The following is a 17,800-nucleotide window of genomic DNA, read 5'->3' as shown; positions in this document are numbered from 1 at the left end:
GGGGTGCGGAAGTTCCACGAGTCTTTCGCAGGGCGAAAGATCTCACCGAACCTGATCAAGGGAGACAGTTCATCCATGGCGAAGATCATCTACACGCACACCGACGAGGCCCCGCTGCTCGCCACGTATTCCTTCCTGCCGATCCTGCAGGCGTTCACCGCGACCGCCGACATCGATGTGCAGACGAAAGACATCTCGCTGGCCGGCCGCATCCTGGCCGCGTTCAGCGATCGCCTTCCCGCAGAGCAGCAGGTGGGCGACGCGCTGGCCGAGCTCGGTGCGCTGGCCAAGACGCCTGAGGCCAACATTCTGAAGCTGCCGAACATCTCGGCATCGGTGCCGCAGCTCAAGGCGGCCGTCGCCGAGCTGCAGAGCAAGGGCTTTGACGTGCCAGACTTCCCGGACGAGCCGGCAGACGACGACGAGCGCAGCGTGCGCGCCGTCTACGACAAGATCAAAGGCTCGGCGGTCAACCCCGTGCTTCGTGAGGGAAACTCCGATCGTCGTGTGCCGGTCGCCGTGAAGAACTTCGCGCGCAAGCATCCGCACTCGGTGGCTGAGTGGTCGCCCGAGTCGAAGACTCGCGTGCTCACACTCGGCGATCATGACTTCCGTCACAACGAGCAGTCGGTGGTGCTGCCGAAGGCCGACGATCTCACCGTGCAGCTCGTCGCCGACGACGGCAGTGTCACGGTGCTGAAAGAGTCGATCCCGGTGCTCGAGGGAGAGGTCTTCGACGCGACGTTCCTCAGCGCCAAGGCGCTGGATGACTTCCTCAAAGAGTCCATTCAGCAGGCGAAAGACGCCGGCGTCATCTTCTCAGTGCACCTCAAGGCGACCATGATGAAGGTCTCAGACCCGGTCATCTTCGGTCACGTCGTGCGCGCGTTCTTCCCCGACCTCTTCGAGAAGTACGGTGACGCCCTCGAAGCGGCAGGCATCAGCGCGAACAACGGTCTGGGCGGCGTGATCGCCGGCATCGACTCGCTGCCAGAGGATGTTCGCGAAGGTGTGCGCGAGGCCATAGAGGCCGGCTACCAGAACGGTCCGCGTCTGTCGGCGGTCAACTCTGACAAGGGCATCAGCAATCTGCATGTGCCGAGTGACGTCATCATCGACGCCTCGTTGCCCGCGCTGATCCGCAACGGCGGTCGGCTCTGGGACATGACTGGTGCCGAGGACGACACCTTCGCGGTGATTCCGGACAGCTCCTACGCCGGCGTCTACGAGGCCACCATCGGAGACGCGGTGCGCAACGGCAAATTCGACCCGACGACGGTGGGCAGCGTTCCCAACGTCGGTCTCATGGCGAAGAAGGCAGAAGAGTACGGCAGCCACGACAAGACCTTCGTGATCGATCGACCCGGCGTCGTGCAGGTGCTCGACCAGGCAGGCGAGGCGCTCATCGAGCAGCGCGTCGAGGCCGGCGACATCTGGCGCGGCTGCCAGAGCAAAGACGAGTCGATTCGCGACTGGGTCAAGCTCGCGGTCACGCGTGCGCGTCTGTCCGAAACGCCCGTCGTGTTCTGGCTCGACGACAGCCGTGCCCACGATCGCAACCTCATCGAGAAGGTGCACGCCTACCTCGCCGATCTCGACACCGACGGGCTCGACATCCGTGTGCTCTCGCCGATCGAGGCCACGAAGTTCACGCTGAAGCGCTTCCGCGCGGGCGAAGACACCATCTCGGCCAGCGGCAACGTGCTGCGTGACTACCTGACCGACCTGTTCCCGATTCTGGAGGTCGGCACCAGCGCCAAGACGCTGTCAGTCGTTCCGCTGCTCGCCGGCGGCGGCCTCTTCGAGACCGGTTCCGGCGGTTCGGCCCCCAAACACGTGCAGCAGTTCCTGGCCGAGAACCACCTGCGCTGGGACAGCCTCGGCGAGTACCTCGCCATCAGCGAGAGCCTGCGCTTCCATGCTCGAAAGAGCGACAGCCCGCGCGCGCGGGTGCTGGGCGACGCGCTCGACCAGGCCACCGAGCGCTACCTCAACGAAGATCGCTCGCCGTCGCGCAAGGCCGGAGAGATCGACGACCGTGGCAGCCACTACTACGTGGCTCGCTTCTGGGCTGAGAACCTGGCGCAGCAGACCGACGACGCCGAGCTCGCCGAGCTCTTCGCCCCGGTTGCCAAGGCGCTGTCCGAGGGCGAGCAGCAGATCACCAGCGATCTGCTCGCAGTGCAGGGCAGCCCGGTCGACATCGGCGGCTACTATCGTCCCGACGACGCACTCGCCTCGGCGGCGCTGCGTCCGTCGGCCGCACTGAACGAGATCATCGACTCGATCGGTCGCGCCTGAACGACGCACCTCTCGGTGGCGCACGGCCTGTGACCGGCGCCTGATCTCGCGAGACGCCGGCATCCACGTGCAGAACGTGTGATGCCGGCGTCTTTCGTCTCCGCGGCCCTGCCGCGCAGCCGAGTCCACAGCTCGACGCGCGGCAGATCACTCCGGCAGATGTCGGCGAAAGATGTCGGTCGGCGAACCGAAATGTGCCATTCTGACACGACCACGACCGACATCGTATACACCGGTTGTTTCCCCTCTCGGCACTGTCAGAATGAGTGATGTGCGGCCAAGGACGGTCGCGAGGCTGCCGGGTCAGCTTGGTCCGGCGACAAGCGGAATATAAGGAGCATCATGACGATCTATGCAGCGCCCGGCAGCGAGGGCAGCCTGATCACGTTCCAGGAGAAGTACGACAACTTCATCGGCGGCGCATGGGTGCCGCCGGCAGACGGGGAGTACTTCGACAACATCACTCCGGTCACCGGCAAAGTCTTCACCAAGGTGGCACGCGGCAAGGGCGCCGACGTCGAGAAGGCGCTCGACGCCGCATGGGCGGCGTTCCCGAAGTGGAGCAAGCTCTCGGCAACCCAGCGAGCCGACATCCTGTGGAAGATCGGCGACCGCATCGACGCCAGCCTCGAGAAGCTCGCCGTCGCTGAGACGTGGGACAACGGCAAGCCGGTGCGCGAGACGCTCGCCGCCGACATCCCGCTGGCGGCCGATCACTTCCGTTACTTCGCCGCCGCGATCCGCGCGCAGGAGACCAACACCAACGAGATCGACAGCGACACGGTGGCCTACCACTTCAAAGAGCCGCTGGGCGTCGTCGGTCAGATCATCCCGTGGAACTTCCCGATTCTGATGGCTGCGTGGAAGATCGCTCCCGCTCTTGCAGCGGGAAACACCATCGTGCTGAAGCCCGCAGAGTCGACCCCGGTCTCGCTGCTCGAACTGATCAAGGTCATCGAAGACCTGCTGCCGGCCGGCGTGCTGAACATCGTCAACGGCTTCGGCGCCGAAGCCGGTGCTGCGCTGACGTCGAGCAACCGCATCCGCAAGATCGCGTTCACCGGGTCGACGACGACGGGTCGGTTCATCGCGCAGCAGGCCGCGAACCTGATCATTCCCGCCACGCTCGAGCTGGGCGGCAAGAGCCCGAACATCTTCTTCGAAGACGTCGCCGACAAGAAAGACGACTTCTACGACAAGGCGCTCGAGGGCTTCGCGCTCTTCCAGCTCAACCAGGGCGAGATCTGCACCTGCCCGTCGCGTGCGCTGATCCAGGAGTCGATCGCCGACACGTTCCTGCCCGACGCAGTGGCTCGGGTCGAGAACTCGATTCAGGGCAACCCGCTCGACACGGCCACGCAGGTCGGCGCCCAGGCCAGTGAGGCTCAGCTGAAGAAGATTCTCAGCTACCTCGAGATCGGCAAGCAGGAAGGCGCAGAACTGCTCACCGGCGGTGAGCGCAATGTGCTCGACGGCGATCTTGCGGGCGGCTACTACATCAAGCCGACGATCTTCAAGGGCAACAACAAGCAGCGCATCTTCCAGGAAGAGATCTTCGGGCCGGTCGTCTCAGTGACGACGTTCAAAGACTTCGACGAGGCGCTCGACATCGCAAACGACACGCTCTACGGCCTCGGCTCGGGCGTGTGGAGCCGGAACGGCAACATCGCGTACAAGGCCGGCCGCGGCATCCAGGCCGGTCGCGTCTGGACGAACACCTATCACAACTACCCGGCGGGCGCGGCCTTCGGCGGCTACAAGGAGTCGGGCATCGGTCGTGAGACGCACAAGATGGTGCTCGATGCCTACCAGCAGGTCAAGAACCTCCTGGTGTCGTACAGCGAGAAGCCGCAGGGCTTCTTCTAAACCGACGCACACCACGTGTGACCCTGATCGCTCCGGCGGTCAGGGCAGCATACGGGGGTGACCGCAGGCCGAGTCGCAGCTGTGTCGACTCGGACATCGACGTGACGGGGCGTGCCCGATCGTTCCGATTCGGAGCGGCGGGCCGCCCCGTCATCGTCTTCGATGGCTGGCGCTCGACGTGCGCGTCCGTCACGATGGGAACACCGGCATCTTCGATGCCTTCGACGAAGGAGTCAATCATGAGCCCACGCACTGAGTCAGTCGACGGCACACCGGCCGCACTGCTCGAACAGGCGCTGCACTCGCGAGTCGTGATCACGACCGCGGCTGCGGCGGTGCTGCACACCATCCGTGAGAAGCACGGCGACGTGATCTTCCATCAGTCCGGCGGCTGCTGCGAGGGGTCAGGGCCAGCATGCTTTCGAGTGGGCAGCTACATCGTCTCACCGCTCGACCGACTGCTGGGCTTCGTCCTGGACGGCAGCAGTGCGGATGCCGCGGGCACGCCGGTCTGGATCTCCAGCACGCAGTTCTCGGCGTGGGAGCACACCCAGGTCGTGATCGACGTGGCAGAGGGTGTGGGCCTGGGCGGATTCTCGCTGGAGGGGCCCGAAGGGTACGTCTTTCTGTCTCGCGGGCGCCTCTTCAGCAGCGAGGAGACCGCCGAGCTGGCTCCGGCTCCCACGAAGGCCGAAGTCGACGCAGGGTCTGAGACGCCGAGACCGCTGCCGCCGGTCGATCTCGACGGCGAGTTCGGCTCGGTCTGTCAGCTGCCGACCTTCTGATCAGATGTCTTCGAGGCCGTAGGCGCGCATCTTGCGGTAGAGAGACGACCGCGAGATGCCCAGCGCCTGAGCCGTCGCCGACTTGTTTCGGTTGCACTCGTACAGGTTCTGCACGATCGCATCCCGCTCGATGGCCTCCATGGCGGTGAGCACCATGAGGTCGCTGAGGCTCGCGAAGCGTGGGATGTCGCTGCGCTGCACGGTCTGCCCGGGCTCGAGATTCGAGACCAGCGTCGCGAGCACGTCGTGCAGCTGCTTGAGGTTTCCGGGCCAGCTCGACTGGCTCAGCGCGGCCATGGCGTCGTCAGCGACGCGCAGCGGCTGTCTGTCGCCGGCGAGCACCTGCAGAAACTGCGCGACGATGCCGGGAATGTCGTCTGGGCGATGTCGCAGAGCGGGAATCATCGTGGTGTGCTGAAAGAACGGAAGCAGCTGCGCCGAGGGCATCCGGTCGCTCATGTGCGACGGGTTGTACGTCGCGGCCACCAGCACGTCGGCGGAACGAGTGATCAGGAATTCGGCCAGCGGCTCGATGGTCTCTTGCGGCAGCGAGTGGATGTTGCGCAGAATGAGCAGGTCTGGTCGGCCGGCGAGCAGCTGTGCGAAGCCGCGGCCGCGACGCACGCGACGATACAGGTCTTCGGGCTCGACGATGGTGCTGCGGCCGTCGGGCTTGAGCTGGTGGAAGATCTCGTCGACGGCCGAGGTCTTGCCCGTTCCGGTCTCGCCGACCGCGAGCACCGACTCGCGTCGACGCAGTGCTGCGCCCAGATCGGTGCGAGTCTGCAGCCACAGAGGAGACCGCCCAGAGAGCAGCTGGACGTCTGCGAAGCGACGATAGTTCTCGCCCAGACGCATGGTGCTGCTCGTGCCGGTGTGGCCGATGACCCCGAGCGAGCGACTGGTGCCGATGAACTCGAGCTCGAGCACCAGACCGTCTTGAGCGAGCCCGGACGACATCAGCAGCGTCGGCTTCATCACGCACTCGGCGCCGGTGTGCAGACGAACCTGTCGGCGATCAGCGCTGTGCTGGGTGATCATGCGCAGGGCGGTGCGCTGCAGCATGGCACGGTCTTCGACGTCGAGCGTGAGCGTCGCCCAGGTGTTGCAGATCTCGAAGCCGTCGGCGTAGGCGAGCACCGGTCCGGTTGCCAGCGCGTCGCGATCGCTGAACAGGCGCAGCAGCGGCTGGCGTTCGCTGGTCGTCTCGTCCAGCAGTCGATGCTCGATGCGTCTCTTGGCGATGCTGAGGGTGTGACGCATCAGCTTGGTCGCGAGTTCGTCTCGGGTGGCCTTGGTGGTCATCTCGACGACGCCGATGAGCTGACCGCTGATCGGGTGGCGCAGCGGCAGGCCGACACAGGCGTACTGCTGGAAGGCGTCGTTGAAGTGTTCGGCGCCGATGACGGCCGTGGGCCTGCCCGTCGCGAGCGTCGTGCCGATGCCGTTCGTGCCGACTGACGCCTCGGCGAAAGAGTAGCCGGGCAGCATGTTGATCTCGCTGAGCGAGTCGCGGCCGGAGATGTCGCAGAACGCGGCCGACACGATGTTGCCCGTGGTGTCGGCGACGACGACGCCGGCGCTGACCTCGCTGAGGTCGCCGGCGAGGGTCTGCAGCGCTTCGGTCGAGTGCCGGGCCAATGGTGTCTGAGCCACGCTGCTGATCGGCGTGAGCTGCTGCAGGTCGTGCGCCGAGACATCGGCCTCGCGGCAGCGGCGCCAGGAGTCGGCGATCTCAGGGCGCAGCAGCGCGTCGTCGACGGCGCCGGAGGTGATCAGCCGCTCGCGGGCCCGGACGGCCCCAGAGAGGCCTTTGGGCATGAGAGGCGATGGAACTGACACGGGTGCAGTCTATGCGATGAATCTGTCAGCGAGCGAGGAAGTCTGCGGTCGCCTGGCACGCTGTCGGCGAACGCAGGATTCCGCTGTGCGTGACCCCCGGGAGCAGGCGGATGCGGGCGTTCGGCAGGTTTGCGGCCGCCAGCCGGGCAGCCTGCTCGCGTTCGGCATCCGCACAGCCGGCCAGAAGCAGCGTCGGCATGCGCATCGTGGAGAGCACGTGGGTCGGCACGCCGCGATCTCCGTCGGCCGCGGTCATGTAGGCGGCGAGGGCGAGCGGGTCGTTCATCCGCATGGCCAGAACGGTCGAAGCCGAGAGTGGGCGGCCGAGATGCTGTTCCCAGCGCTCGATGAACAGCTCCATAGACCCCTGTCGCAGCGTCTCGACGATGCCGGGAAAGAAGACCCGGTCGAATGCGCCGGGGGAGTTCTGCGGCGATCCCGCCACGCTCACCATCGTCGAGACTCGTGCGGGGTGGTCTGCAGCGAGTGAGAACATGATGCGACCGCCGAGAGAATAGCCCACGACTGCCGCCTGGGGAATCTGAGCGGCGTCGAGCACATCGCAGACGTCTGTGACGAAGTGGTGCATGTCGTAGGCCGTCGCGTCGTGCGGTCTGCCGCTGCGGCCGTGACCGCGGAGATCCATGGTGAGCACGTCGCGGGCCGGCAGAACCGGGTCGATCCAGCCCATGCCGCGCCAAACGGACTGCGACAGCGCGGTGCCGTGCAGCATGATGACTGGAGCCAGGTCGGTCGCTGCCGTCGCGCTGAAACGGCGGCAGCGCAGTTCGACGCCGTCGAGCGATGAGTGCACGGTGAACGACTGCATGTGTGGAGAGTACCTCATGCGCTCGATCGGCCTTCGGCGGGTCGATATATCATCTCGTGGTTCCGAGGTGAGCCGCTCGCGCTCGGCTTAGACTGCAGACATGAGCACGAACCGAGAGAAGGATCCCGGGCGAAGGGCCCGGAAGGAAGCTGGGCTCGATGCTGATCTCGAACAGATCTGGCAGGATGAGTCCCCGATGACTGCACAGAGCACCGACTTCGCCGACCAAGTCGACGGAGAGCTCGGCACGCGTCGTCGCGCTGGATCGAAGCACAACGATTCGGCTGCCGTCTCTGAGAGCTGACCTGAACTCTCACACCGGTGGTGGTGTCTCACAGCGTGGATGCCGCCACCGGTTCTCTGCGCCCGGCCCCGCTCAGTCGCGTTTGGCGATGGGGGCGTAGCGTGCTCCGGTGACGCTGCAGAGGTCGTCTGGCGTCAGCTCGACGTCAAGCCCACGCTGACCGCCGGAGACCAGCATGGTCTCGATGGAGCGGGCGCCCTCGTCGACGAAGATGGGCAGGCGACTCTTCTGCCCGAGCGGACTGATGCCGCCGACCACATAGCCGGTGCGGCGCTGCGCCAGCTGAGGATCGGCCATGTGGCACCGCTTGACTCCCAACGCGTGCGCCATGGCCTTGAGATCGAGTCGCGCATCCAGGCTCACGACGCCCACGGCGAGATCCTGACTGCGCGATGCAGCACCGTCGATCTCGACGACCAGCGTCTTGAAGATGCGGTCGGCCGGCAGGTCGAGCTTGTCGACGGCTTCGTCACCGAAGTGTCGGTCATCGGGGTCATGCTCGAAGCCGTGCAGCTGATAGGCCACCCCGGCACGGTCGAGGGCACGGGTCGCCGGCGTGGCCGACCCGTGCCCTCTGTGCGCTGCCATCTGTGTCGATCTCTTTCGCGTGTTTCAGCCGGCGATCGACGCCTGGTAGATGCTCTCGATGGCGGCGTCGAGCGTCTGGTTGAACTCGTCGTCGCTCTGCTGCGCCGTGAGACCCTCGGTGAGGGCGCGGCTGAAGCTGGCGATGACTCCCGGATTCTTGGCCAGCAGCGCGTTGGCCTCGTCTCGGCTGTAGCCACCTGAGAGGGCGACGACGCGCACGACGCGGTCGTGGTCGACGAGAGCGGAGTAGAAGCCGGCCTCGGTGGGCAGTGAGAGCTTGAGGGTCACGTTGCGCCCCTCGGGCAGCGCATCGAGGTGCTGCAGAATCTGATCGCGCAGAATCGACTCGGAATCGGCCTTGTCTGCTGCAGTGATGTCGACCTCGGGCTCGATGATCGGCACGAGCCCGGCGTCGAGCACCTGATCGGCCAGCTCGAACTGCTGGTCGACGACGGCGATGATGCCCGACTCGTTGGCCTGTTTGATCAGCGAGCGCTCTTTCGTGCCGAAGACCTCGTTCGCGTTCGCCTTGTCGAGCTGCTGCTGCAGCGTCGGGATCGGCTTGAGCACCTGCACGCCGTCTTTGAGCTCGGCGAGCCCTTTGTCGATCTTCAGGAACGGCACGATGCCCAGCTCGTTCCAGAGATACTTCGCGCTCGGGGCCCCGTTGATCTCACGGTCGACCGTCTGCTCGAAGAGAATCGCGCCGAGCACACGCTCGCTGGTGAAAGCAGGGCTGGTGATGATGCGAGTGCGCAGCTCGTGAATGAGGTCGAACATCTCGGTCTCATTGCGGTACTGCGATTCGTCCACTCCGTAGAGACGCAGCGCCTTGGGCGTGCTGCCTCCGGACTGATCGAGCGCGGCCAGGAAGCCGGCACCGGTCGAGAACCGCTCGTACTGTGCATCGAACACTGATGACATGGTCACCGCTTTCTTTGTTTGGTCAGCAGGGTGCCGTCGTGCGACACGACGAACATTATCTCACGCTGTGGCGAGCTCGGGCAGCGCTGAGCGCAGCTCGCGAGCGGCGGCCTCGGGGTCGTCGGCCTGGGTGATCGCACGTACGACCACGATGCGGTTCGCCCCGGCGTCGAGCACCTGCTCCAGGGTCTCGGCGTTGACGCCGCCGATGGCGAACCATGGCTTGGCATCGCCACGGCTCTGCGTATGCACCTGTCGTACGGCGTCGAGGGTGACCGGGGCCCGACCCGGTTTCGTGGGAGTGCGCCAGACCGGCCCGATGCAGTAATAGTCAGGATCGCCCAGACGCGCCTGCTCGGCCTGCACTCGGGAATGCGTCGACAGGCCGACGAGCGTGCCCTCCGGCAGCAGCGAACGAGCGTCGGCGACGCTGAGGTCGCGCTGCCCGACGTGCAGGATGTCGGCGCCGGTCAGCGTGGCGACGTCGGCTCGGTCGTTGGCGGCGAAGAGTCGCCCATGTCGGCGCGCCGCAGCCGCGAGCAGCTCGAAGTACTCCAGCTCATCACCAGCGTCGAGATGCTTGTCGCGCAGCTGAATGATGTCGACGCCTCCGCGGTAGGCGGCGTCCACGAACTCGTCGAAGTCTCCGGTGCCCAGTCTGGCGTCGGTGCACAGATACAGCTGCGCCTGCTGCAGCATGCTCAGTCGCCATTCTCGGGTGCGAGGTGTGGCGTGCGGGTCGGTGGAGCGGTCAGCGTGCTGAGACTTGACGATCATGCGTCCAGTGTACGAACCGGGCGGTACAATTGCCCCACATGAGCACGGGAGCCGAGAACTCGGCTGAGAGTGCGCGCGATTCACCAGGCCGAAACAGGCCGGTGATCGTGTGCAGACCGTCGACCTGATCCGGATCATACCGGCGTAGGAAGCGAGCAGAATGAACAAGCATGTCATCGTCATCGGTGCCGGCGTCGTCGGCCTGGCGACCGCGTGGCGACTGCATCAGCGCGGTCACGCGGTGACGATCGTCGATCCGGCGCCCGCTTCGGGCGCGAGTCATGCGGCGGCCGGGATGCTCGCCGCCGTGAGTGAGTACGCCTTCGAAGAAGAGAGTCTGCTCGCGCTCTCCGTGCCGGCCGCGCGTCTCTACCCGCAGATCGTCGCCGAGCTGGACCAGGCGACGGTGGTCGGCACCGGCTACCGGTCGACGCCGACCATCGTCGCCACCGCCGACGCCGCCGATCGCGAGCTGCTGCGAAGCCTGCGCGCCCAGCAGCTCGAACTCGGGCTCGACGTGCAGGATCTCACCTCACGAGAGGCCCGTGCGCTTGAGCCGCTGCTCGGCCCGGGCATCAGCGGGGCGTTCCTGGCCCGCGACGACCACCAGATCACCCCGCGACGCCTCGCCGGGGCCTATATATCGGCCCTCGAAGTGTGCGACGACGTGCATGTGGTGCCGGAACGCGCCGTGGAGCTTCTCTGGCGAGACGAGCGGGTGATCGGCGTTCGCCTCGAACCGAGCGAACGTCGAGAAGGGCCAGTCACCCATCGCTTCGACGAACAGCCCGCGTGGCCGTCGAGCGAGGTCGTGGCCGACGTGCCGCCGGCGAGCCCGACCCCGAGCGTGTCGGCGCAACAGGTCATCGAGGCAGACGAAGTCGTGGTGGCCAACGGTTTGGAGAGCCCGAGGCTCGGCGGCCTGCCGCGAGGTCTGGTCTGGCCGATCCGCCCGGTGCACGGCGACGTGCTGCGTCTGCGCACTCCGGAGCAGCTGCGCCCGCTCACCACCCACACGATCCGCGGCCTCGTCCACGGCCGCAGCGTCTACATCGTGCCGCGCGAAGACGGAACGGTCGTGATCGGGGCGACCGAACGCGAAGACGCTCGAGACGCCGTGCTCGCAGGCAGCGTGCTGCAGCTGCTTCGCGACGCCCACGAGCTGCTGCCGGCGGTCGACGACCTCGAACTCATCGAGGCCACTGCTCGTGCCCGCCCCGGCACACCGGACAACGCGCCTCTGCTCGGCCGAGTCGCCGACGGGCTGCTCGCCAACACCGGCACCCACCGCCATGGCATCCTGCTCAGCGCTCAGAACGCCGTCGTGATCTCCGATCTCGTCGACGGCACCGCCGCAGCATCCGACTGGCAGGCGTTCGACCCCTGGCGCTTCTCGTCAGACGATCGATCCGAGACCCCCACAGGAGCATCCGCATGACACAGATCATTCTGAACGGCGAGGCCGTCGAGACCGAGGCCGACTCGGTGCTCGCCCTCGTGGCCGAACGAACCGGCACCCCGCTCGCCGCCGACGGCCGACCCGCCGACGGCTCGCGGCTCGGCGTCGCGGTGGCCGTCGACGAGACGATCGTGCCGCGCGGCCGCTGGGCGCAGACGGTGCTCACACCGCAGGCCCGCATCGAACTCGTGACCGCGAAACAAGGAGGCTGAGATGGCTGACCACGACGATGACGATCTCTTCGAGGTCGCAGGGCGATCGTACCGTTCGCGGCTGATCATGGGCACCGGCGGCGCACCCAGCCTCGACGGGCTGGAACAGGCACTGCTGGCCAGCGGCACCGAGCTGACGACGGTCGCGATGCGACGGCACACCCCTTCGGCTGGGCCGAGCCTGTTCGACATCCTGCGGCGCAACGACATCGAGGTGCTGCCCAACACGGCCGGCTGCTTCACCGCGCGTGAGGCCGTTCTCACCGCTCAGCTTGCGCGCGAGGCGCTCGAGACGAACCTGGTGAAGCTCGAGGTCATCGCCGACGACCAGACGCTGCTGCCCGACGGGCTCGAACTCGCCGACGCCACCGAGCAGCTGGTCAACGACGGGTTCGACGTCATGGTCTACACCAACGACGACCCGATTCTGGCGCGCCATCTCGAGCAGGCCGGTGCCGCGGCGATCATGCCGCTCGGGGCGCCGATCGGCACCGGGCTGGGAATTCTGAACCCGCACAACATCGCGGCGATCACCGCGAACGCCGGAGTACCCGTGGTGCTCGACGCCGGCGTGGGCACGGCCAGCGATGCGGCTCTCGCCATGGAGCTCGGGTGCGACGCGGTGCTGCTCGCCACGGCGGTGACGCGAGCGGAGCATCCGGCGGTCATGGCGCGCGCATTCCGGCACGCGGTCGTGGCTGGGCGGCTCGCCGCTCTCGGCGGGCGCATTCCGAAGAGGGCGGACGCACTGGCGTCGTCTCCTGTCGAAGGCCGGCCCGACCTGTGAGTGGCGTCGATCACATCGCATCGTTCGTCGAGAGGCTCCAGTCTCTCGACGAGCTGCCCGGGCTCACCGACGACGAGCGACGCAGGTACTCCCGCCAGCTCATTCTGCCCGGGGCAGGCGAGGCAGCGCAGCGTCGGCTGAAGGCCGCCCGTGTGCTGGTCATCGGCGCAGGCGGTCTCGGATCGCCGGTGCTGGAGTATCTGGCAGCGGCCGGCGTGGGCACGATCGGTGTCGTCGACGACGACCGGGTCGACGAGTCGAATCTGCAGCGGCAGGTCATTCACGGCGTCGACCGCATCGGCGAGCTCAAAGTGACCTCGGCGGCGCAGACGGTGGCGCGCATCAATCCGCTGGTGAACCTCGAGGCTCATGCCGTGCGGCTTGACCGAGACAATGCGCTGCGCCTGTTCGCCGAGTACGACCTCGTCGTCGACGGTGCCGACAACTTCGCCACCCGCTACCTTGTGGCAGACGCGGCAGAGATCACCGGACGACCGGTGGTCTGGGGATCGATTCTGCGCTATGAGGGACAGGTCAGTGTCTTCGGCATCGACGCGGGCTACCGCGACCTCTTTCCTGAGCCGCCAGAGCCCGGCGAGGTGCCCTCCTGCGCCGAAGGGGGAGTCTTCGGTGTGCTGCCGGGCATGATCGGAACGGTGATGGCCGGTGAGGCGATCAAGCTCATCACCGGCATCGGCGAGCCTCTGGTCAACCGTGTGCAGGTGCTGGACGCGGCAGCGGGCCGATGGCGCGAGCTGCGACTGACGGCCGACCCCGACCGGGCCAGGGTGCACGATCTCGAGGCCGACTACGTCGAGCTCTGCGGCACGCCGGGCACGGCACAGGGAACCAGTGTGACGGCTCTCGATCTGCAGTCGCTGCTGCAGCGACGAGCCGCCGGCGAGATCGACTTCGATCTCATCGATGTGCGAGAACCGGACGAGTTCGACCTCGTGCACATTCCGGGCGCGCGGCTGCTGCCGTTGGCCCGGCTGCAGCACGAGATCCGTGCCCGGGCCTTCGACGTCCCGGCCGGACGCGAGGTCATTCTGGTCTGTAAGACGGGTGCGCGCTCGACGCAGGCGCTCGAAATGCTGCGTGACTCCGGACGCACCAACGTGCGACAGGTGGTGGGCGGCACGATGGGCTGGGTGCAGACGGTCGATCCCTCGCTGCCGCGCTACTGAACCATCTCTGCGCGACTGGCTCGGCGTCGAGCGTCAGCGCAGGTCGACGAAGTGATCGACCGGGCCGTGACCCTGCCCGACGTGCAGAGCGTCGGCGCTGCGCAGCGCCCGGGTGAGCCAGGCCTTGACCGTGATCAGCGCGGTGGGCCAGTCGTCGCCTGCGGCGAGGCGAGTCGCCATGGCCGAAGAGAGCGTGCATCCGGTTCCGTGCGTGCACTCGGTGTCGACGCGCGGAGCGTCGGCTTCGAAGAGCCCGTCGGGCACGGGCGACCCCTCAGGGGCAGACCGGGCGTCGACAAGCGCGTCGTGCACGCGATCGCCGACCAAATGGCCGCCTTTGACGAGCACCACGGTATCGCAGCGTGCGCTGACGAGTCGGGCCTGAGCCACGGCATCCGCCCACGTCTGTGCCTCAGACGCGTCGGCGAGCACCGCGAGCTCAGGAACGTTGGGGGTGATCAGATCGGCACTGCGGCAGAGATCTCGCACGGCCGCCTCGGCGTCTTCGGCGAGCAGGCGGTCGCCGCTGGTGGCCACCATCACCGGGTCGAGCACCACGATCGGCGGCCGCACCTCGTCAAGCCAGGCCTTCACCGTCGTGACGGTGTCGGCGTCGGCCAGCATGCCGATCTTCACGCCGTCGATCTCCACGTCGTCAGACACAGCCTCCAGCTGCTCGCGCAGAAAAGAGACCGGCGGCAGGTGCACCGAGCGCACGCCCCGGGTGTTCTGCGCCACGAGCGCGGTGACGACCGCCATGGCGTAGCCGCCCATCGCCGAGATCGATTTCAGATCGGCCTGCACCCCGGCGCCGCCGGTGGGGTCGGTGCCTGCGATGCTGAGGATGCGCGGCACGCGGATGCTCTTCGGGCGTGATGCGGCATGGTTGACGGTCATTTGGACGATCCCTTCGCTCGTGCTGACGAGAGCAGGTTCGACGGGTCTCTTCTCAGCCCTCGTTCGGGGCACCCCGTGTCACACGCCCAGAGTATACGCCTGCGACCCCCGAGGGTCAGTCTCAGCGAGCGTCGGCGCCGACCCGCGTCTGCACCTCGTGCAGCACCTCGAGCAGGGCCTCGACCGGCTGCGCACCGGAGGCGCCGAAGCGATCGTTGAACAGGAAGAATGGCACTGATGAGATGCCGAGTTCGGCGGCGCGTCTTTCGTCGGCCTGCACCTCGCCCGTATGCGAATGCGTGCTCAGCTCGCGACTGATCGATGCGACATCGAGGCCCTGCTCACCGGCGATCTCCTCGAGCGTCTCGAGACGACCGATGTGGCGGCCCTCGCTGAAGTGGGCGTGAAACAGCGCCAGTGCGACTTCGCGTTCCCGGTGGTCGAGACGGGCCGCGTGCAGCAGCTCGTGGGCAAGACCGGTGTTCGACTGCTGCAGCACGTCGAAGTGGAAGTCGAGCCCGGCGTCGGTGGCGGCCACGGTCACTCGGTCGAGCTCGGTTTGGGCCTGAGACACCGTGATGCCCTTGATGTCGGCCAGATGCTGCGCCGCGCTGCGGGCGTCTGCGTCATCTGCATCGGGGTTGAGTTCGTAGCTGCGCAGACCGAGCAGCACACGGTTCTCAGGCCGCTCTTCGCTGAAGCGCTGCACCGCCGCGAGCAGATTGCTCAGTCCGATGTAGCTCCACGGGCAGGCGAGGTCGATCCAAGTCTCGACGCGGAGCGCAGGCGCTCCGTCTGACGACGACTGCTGAGCGGGCGCGGGGGAGTCTGGCATGTTCGGTCTCTCATCCATCTGAAAAGGGTGACTCCATGCTAGCGAGAGGTGCGTGCGCGCTCACGACGACCGGCCGGGCGGTGCGACCCCAGACGAGCCGGCGGGTGTCAGACCCGACCGCGACCGGAGAGCTCCGGAGGCAGGAACTTCGGCGTGAAGTGCCACAGCAGCCAGGCTCCGACGACGCCCAGACCGGCCATGACCGCGGCAGAGGCCGCGATCCCGGCGGCGGCGGCGAGGCCGGAGAGAATCAGCGGCGAACTCGCGCTGCCGGCGTCTGCGACCAGACGCCAGGCTCCCAGAAACGCCGCTGGGTGGTGCTCCGGCGCCAGATCCGCGCCCATGGTCATGATGATGCCGGATCCGAGGCCGTTGGCCAGAGACATCAGGCTCGCCGTGACGAGCAGCCCCCACGGCCCGTGCACCGGCAGCAGCGCGAGGTGTGTCACCGCAAGACCGAGCAGCGTCGGCAGCACGACCCAGAGCCGCCCGAAGCGATCCATGAGCTGGCCCGACACGTAGAAGAGTGCGAGGTCGAGGGCACCTGCGATGCCCATGATCAGCGCGATGGTCTCGGTGTCTGCGCCGATGTGCGTGCCCCAGAGCGGCAGAATGACCTGGCGGCTGGATCGCAGCAGCTGCACTGCGGCGATTCCCAGCCCCATGGTCGCGAGCACGCGTCGCGAGCTGACGAGGGTCTGCCACAGCGATGGGGCGGATGCCGTGGGGTCGGAGGCGTGGGCATCGTGCGGCTGGTCTGTGGCCGGCACGTCAGACGTGGATGCCCCGGTGGGAAGGCCAGCTCGCAGCAGTGCCTCAGGGTCGGGCATCAGCACCAGCAGCACGGCGACCACGACGCTGAGCGCGATGCTGGCCACGAAAGCCGACGTGCTGCCGAACCATGCGATCAGCGGGGCGACGAGCATAGGGCCGAGAAACAGTCCGCCTCTGACGGTGCCGCCGAGCACTGACATGGCACGGGCTCGATGTGAGACCGGCACGAGCTCGGTGAGCAGAGCGTGTCTGGCGAGGTTGAACGCGGCAGCGGCCATGCCGACCAGCAGTGTGCCGACCAGCAGCACGGTCACAGACGATCCCACTGCGGCAACCGCGGCTCCGGCTGCGCCGAGGGCAGCCGCAACGATCATCGTGCGCTGCTCGCCGAGACGAGCGACCATCCAGCTGCTGGGCAGATCGCCGATCACCTGACCGATCATCAGCATGCCGGCGATGAGCCCCGCGAGGGCGGTGTCGGCTCCGAGCTCGACCGCTCTGGCCGGCAGCACAGGCACCAGGCAGGCCTCAGCGGTCGCGAAGAGCAGAGCTGGAAGAAAGATCGGCACGGCATACCGACGCAGCTGATTCATCCGGCCAGTGTAGACCCGAGGAGGCTGTCGGCTCTCGGTGCGCTGAATCTCGCGTTGCTCGGGGGTCGGGGGTCAGGGGTCGGGGTCGGGATCGGTGTCGGTGTCGGCCGGTCAGGGTAGAGTCAGCGCGACCGAAAAAGACGAGCGAGGGCAGAAGGCACCATGGTGACGCAGCGCGGCGCACGCGACGAACTGCTGCAGGTCGACGACCTGGTCTGTGTGCTTCGTCGTCGCCCCGTGCGGCGAGTGAGCCTCAGAGTGGGGCGCGTGGGCGGCGCACCCCAGAGTGCTCTCGGCGCGTTCAGCTCTGTGGTGCTGACGGCTCCGGCAGGCATGCGCGAGTTCGAGCTGCGGCGTTTCGTGCGCACCAATCGCAGCTGGATCGATCGCTGTCTGGCCGAAGAGCGGCGGCGAGACATCGCGGTTCCGCAGCTCGACTGGTCTGAAGAGCAGATCGCATGGGCGAAGGCCCGACTGGCAGAGCTCGTGCCTGCGCTGATCGCATCGTGGACCCGGCGTCTCGATCTGCCGCGGCCGACGTGGACGCCGCGTCTCATGCGCACGCGCTGGGGAAGCTGCACGCCCGCAACCCGACGCATTCGCTTCAGCCTCGAACTGGCTCGCTACGATGACGCCTTTGTCGAGTACGTCGTGGTGCACGAACTCGTGCATCTGCGAGTGCACAACCACGGTGCCGAGTTCCAGGCCATGATGAGTGCCGCGCTGCCGGCGTGGCGTCGTCTGCGGGCCGCGCTCGGGCATCCGCGCGCCGACATGCTCGCACCCGGTGGCCGCGAGTGCAGGGCGCAGGAACCCGCCTGAGCGCGCGTTCGCAGGCAT

General features: G+C 67.0%; 16 protein-coding genes and 2 riboswitches. Of the genes, 8 read left to right on the top strand and 8 right to left on the bottom strand.

Going from position 1 to position 17,800, the window contains the following annotated elements; genetic code table 11:
* Positions 1-75: 75 nt before the first annotated feature.
* The 3 genes from F8O08_RS08260 (at position 76) to F8O08_RS08250 (ending at position 4,952) form a co-directional block, all read left to right on the top strand.
* The gene (locus F8O08_RS08260; protein ID WP_158042600.1) at positions 76-2,301 is read left to right on the top strand and encodes an NADP-dependent isocitrate dehydrogenase; all 2,226 of its coding nucleotides are present in this window, start codon (positions 76-78) and stop codon (positions 2,299-2,301) included.
* A 342-nt stretch (positions 2,302-2,643) separates the two neighbouring features.
* A complete protein-coding gene (locus F8O08_RS08255; RefSeq protein WP_158042601.1) occupies positions 2,644-4,167 on the top strand; it encodes an aldehyde dehydrogenase family protein in 1,524 nt (507 codons plus the stop codon).
* Between the two features lie 239 nt (positions 4,168-4,406).
* Positions 4,407-4,952: a DUF779 domain-containing protein gene (locus F8O08_RS08250; RefSeq protein WP_158042602.1), complete on the top strand. Its 546-nt coding sequence runs from the start codon at positions 4,407-4,409 to the stop codon at positions 4,950-4,952.
* Here the strand turns inward: F8O08_RS08250 and F8O08_RS08245 are convergent, their stop codons facing one another.
* The 5 genes from F8O08_RS08245 to thiE all read right to left on the bottom strand — a co-directional run bounded on the left by F8O08_RS08245 (position 4,953) and on the right by thiE (position 10,138).
* The gene (locus F8O08_RS08245; protein ID WP_158037694.1) at positions 4,953-6,794 is read right to left on the bottom strand and encodes a sigma-54-dependent Fis family transcriptional regulator; all 1,842 of its coding nucleotides are present in this window, start codon (positions 6,792-6,794) and stop codon (positions 4,953-4,955) included.
* 25 nt (positions 6,795-6,819) lie between these two features.
* The gene (locus tag F8O08_RS08240) at positions 6,820-7,623 is read right to left on the bottom strand and encodes an alpha/beta fold hydrolase (RefSeq protein WP_192496837.1); all 804 of its coding nucleotides are present in this window, start codon (positions 7,621-7,623) and stop codon (positions 6,820-6,822) included.
* A 376-nt stretch (positions 7,624-7,999) separates the two neighbouring features.
* Entirely contained in the window at positions 8,000-8,515 is a 516-nt protein-coding gene (ybaK, locus tag F8O08_RS08235; RefSeq protein WP_158042603.1) for a Cys-tRNA(Pro) deacylase, read from the bottom strand.
* A 24-nt stretch (positions 8,516-8,539) separates the two neighbouring features.
* On the bottom strand, positions 8,540-9,439 hold the full coding sequence (locus F8O08_RS08230; protein ID WP_158031827.1) for a fructose bisphosphate aldolase: 900 nt from the start codon (positions 9,437-9,439) through the stop codon (positions 8,540-8,542).
* 60 nt (positions 9,440-9,499) lie between these two features.
* Complete coding sequence (thiE, locus tag F8O08_RS08225; protein ID WP_158038201.1) at positions 9,500-10,138, bottom strand: thiamine phosphate synthase; 639 nt, start codon at positions 10,136-10,138, stop codon at positions 9,500-9,502.
* Between the two features lie 112 nt (positions 10,139-10,250).
* A riboswitch (TPP riboswitch) is annotated at positions 10,251-10,384 on the top strand.
* Here thiE and F8O08_RS08220 point away from each other — a divergent pair.
* From F8O08_RS08220 to moeB, 4 genes are all read left to right on the top strand, one after another.
* Positions 10,377-11,654, top strand: coding sequence for an FAD-dependent oxidoreductase (locus F8O08_RS08220; protein WP_158042604.1), 1,278 nt, complete (start codon positions 10,377-10,379; stop codon positions 11,652-11,654). (Overlaps the previous riboswitch by 8 nt.)
* Positions 11,651-11,887 (top strand): sulfur carrier protein ThiS, encoded by a 237-nt coding sequence (gene thiS / locus F8O08_RS08215; RefSeq protein ID WP_158037698.1) that lies wholly within the window; start codon positions 11,651-11,653, stop codon positions 11,885-11,887. Before F8O08_RS08220 ends, thiS begins: the two co-directional genes overlap by 4 nt.
* Position 11,888: 1 nt before the next feature.
* The gene (locus F8O08_RS08210) at positions 11,889-12,674 is read left to right on the top strand and encodes a thiazole synthase (RefSeq protein ID WP_158031187.1); all 786 of its coding nucleotides are present in this window, start codon (positions 11,889-11,891) and stop codon (positions 12,672-12,674) included.
* A complete protein-coding gene (gene moeB / locus F8O08_RS08205; RefSeq protein WP_158037699.1) occupies positions 12,671-13,861 on the top strand; it encodes a molybdopterin-synthase adenylyltransferase MoeB in 1,191 nt (396 codons plus the stop codon). The genes F8O08_RS08210 and moeB overlap by 4 nt, the downstream gene beginning before the upstream one ends.
* A 33-nt stretch (positions 13,862-13,894) precedes the next feature.
* On the opposite strand, the gene thiD is transcribed toward moeB, so the two are convergent.
* From thiD to F8O08_RS08190, 3 genes are all read right to left on the bottom strand, one after another.
* Positions 13,895-14,758, bottom strand: coding sequence for a bifunctional hydroxymethylpyrimidine kinase/phosphomethylpyrimidine kinase (gene thiD, locus F8O08_RS08200; protein ID WP_225733558.1), 864 nt, complete (start codon positions 14,756-14,758; stop codon positions 13,895-13,897).
* Positions 14,749-14,844: riboswitch (TPP riboswitch) on the bottom strand. It overlaps the preceding gene by 10 nt.
* Positions 14,845-14,879: 35 nt before the next feature.
* Positions 14,880-15,593: a DsbA family protein gene (locus F8O08_RS08195; RefSeq protein WP_192497708.1), complete on the bottom strand. Its 714-nt coding sequence runs from the start codon at positions 15,591-15,593 to the stop codon at positions 14,880-14,882.
* 107 nt (positions 15,594-15,700) lie between these two features.
* A complete protein-coding gene (locus tag F8O08_RS08190) occupies positions 15,701-16,960 on the bottom strand; it encodes an MFS transporter (protein ID WP_158042606.1) in 1,260 nt (419 codons plus the stop codon).
* Positions 16,961-17,122: 162 nt separating this feature from the next.
* Between F8O08_RS08190 and F8O08_RS08185 the strand changes: the two genes are divergently transcribed.
* Positions 17,123-17,782: a M48 family metallopeptidase gene (locus F8O08_RS08185; protein ID WP_158042607.1), complete on the top strand. Its 660-nt coding sequence runs from the start codon at positions 17,123-17,125 to the stop codon at positions 17,780-17,782.
* Positions 17,783-17,800: the final 18 nt, after the last annotated feature.

It is taken from the genome of Pseudoclavibacter sp. CFCC 13611 (assembly GCF_008831225.1).
GTDB lineage: Bacteria > Actinomycetota > Actinomycetes > Actinomycetales > Microbacteriaceae > Pseudoclavibacter_A.
The sequence above is the reverse complement of the archived record's forward strand: the minus strand, read 5'-3'. Positions and strand labels throughout refer to the sequence as shown.

Excerpts from the sequence above, each read along its gene's own strand:
- F8O08_RS08260 (WP_158042600.1), top strand. The coding sequence starts at position 76 with ATGGCGAAGATCATCTACACGCACACCGACGAGGCCCCGCTGCTCGCC.
- F8O08_RS08255 (WP_158042601.1), top strand. The coding sequence starts at position 2,644 with ATGACGATCTATGCAGCGCCCGGCAGCGAGGGCAGCCTGATCACGTTC.
- F8O08_RS08250 (WP_158042602.1), top strand. The coding sequence starts at position 4,407 with ATGAGCCCACGCACTGAGTCAGTCGACGGCACACCGGCCGCACTGCTC.
- F8O08_RS08240 (WP_192496837.1), bottom strand. The coding sequence starts at position 7,623 with ATGCAGTCGTTCACCGTGCACTCATCGCTCGACGGCGTCGAACTGCGC.
- ybaK (WP_158042603.1), bottom strand. The coding sequence starts at position 8,515 with ATGGCAGCGCACAGAGGGCACGGGTCGGCCACGCCGGCGACCCGTGCC.
- F8O08_RS08230 (WP_158031827.1), bottom strand. The coding sequence starts at position 9,439 with ATGTCATCAGTGTTCGATGCACAGTACGAGCGGTTCTCGACCGGTGCC.
- thiE (WP_158038201.1), bottom strand. The coding sequence starts at position 10,138 with ATGCTGCAGCAGGCGCAGCTGTATCTGTGCACCGACGCCAGACTGGGC.
- F8O08_RS08220 (WP_158042604.1), top strand. The coding sequence starts at position 10,377 with ATGAACAAGCATGTCATCGTCATCGGTGCCGGCGTCGTCGGCCTGGCG.
- thiS (WP_158037698.1), top strand. The coding sequence starts at position 11,651 with ATGACACAGATCATTCTGAACGGCGAGGCCGTCGAGACCGAGGCCGAC.
- F8O08_RS08210 (WP_158031187.1), top strand. The coding sequence starts at position 11,889 with ATGGCTGACCACGACGATGACGATCTCTTCGAGGTCGCAGGGCGATCG.
- thiD (WP_225733558.1), bottom strand. The coding sequence starts at position 14,758 with ATGACCGTCAACCATGCCGCATCACGCCCGAAGAGCATCCGCGTGCCG.
- F8O08_RS08195 (WP_192497708.1), bottom strand. The coding sequence starts at position 15,593 with ATGCCAGACTCCCCCGCGCCCGCTCAGCAGTCGTCGTCAGACGGAGCG.
- F8O08_RS08190 (WP_158042606.1), bottom strand. The coding sequence starts at position 16,960 with ATGAATCAGCTGCGTCGGTATGCCGTGCCGATCTTTCTTCCAGCTCTG.
- F8O08_RS08185 (WP_158042607.1), top strand. The coding sequence starts at position 17,123 with ATGGTGACGCAGCGCGGCGCACGCGACGAACTGCTGCAGGTCGACGAC.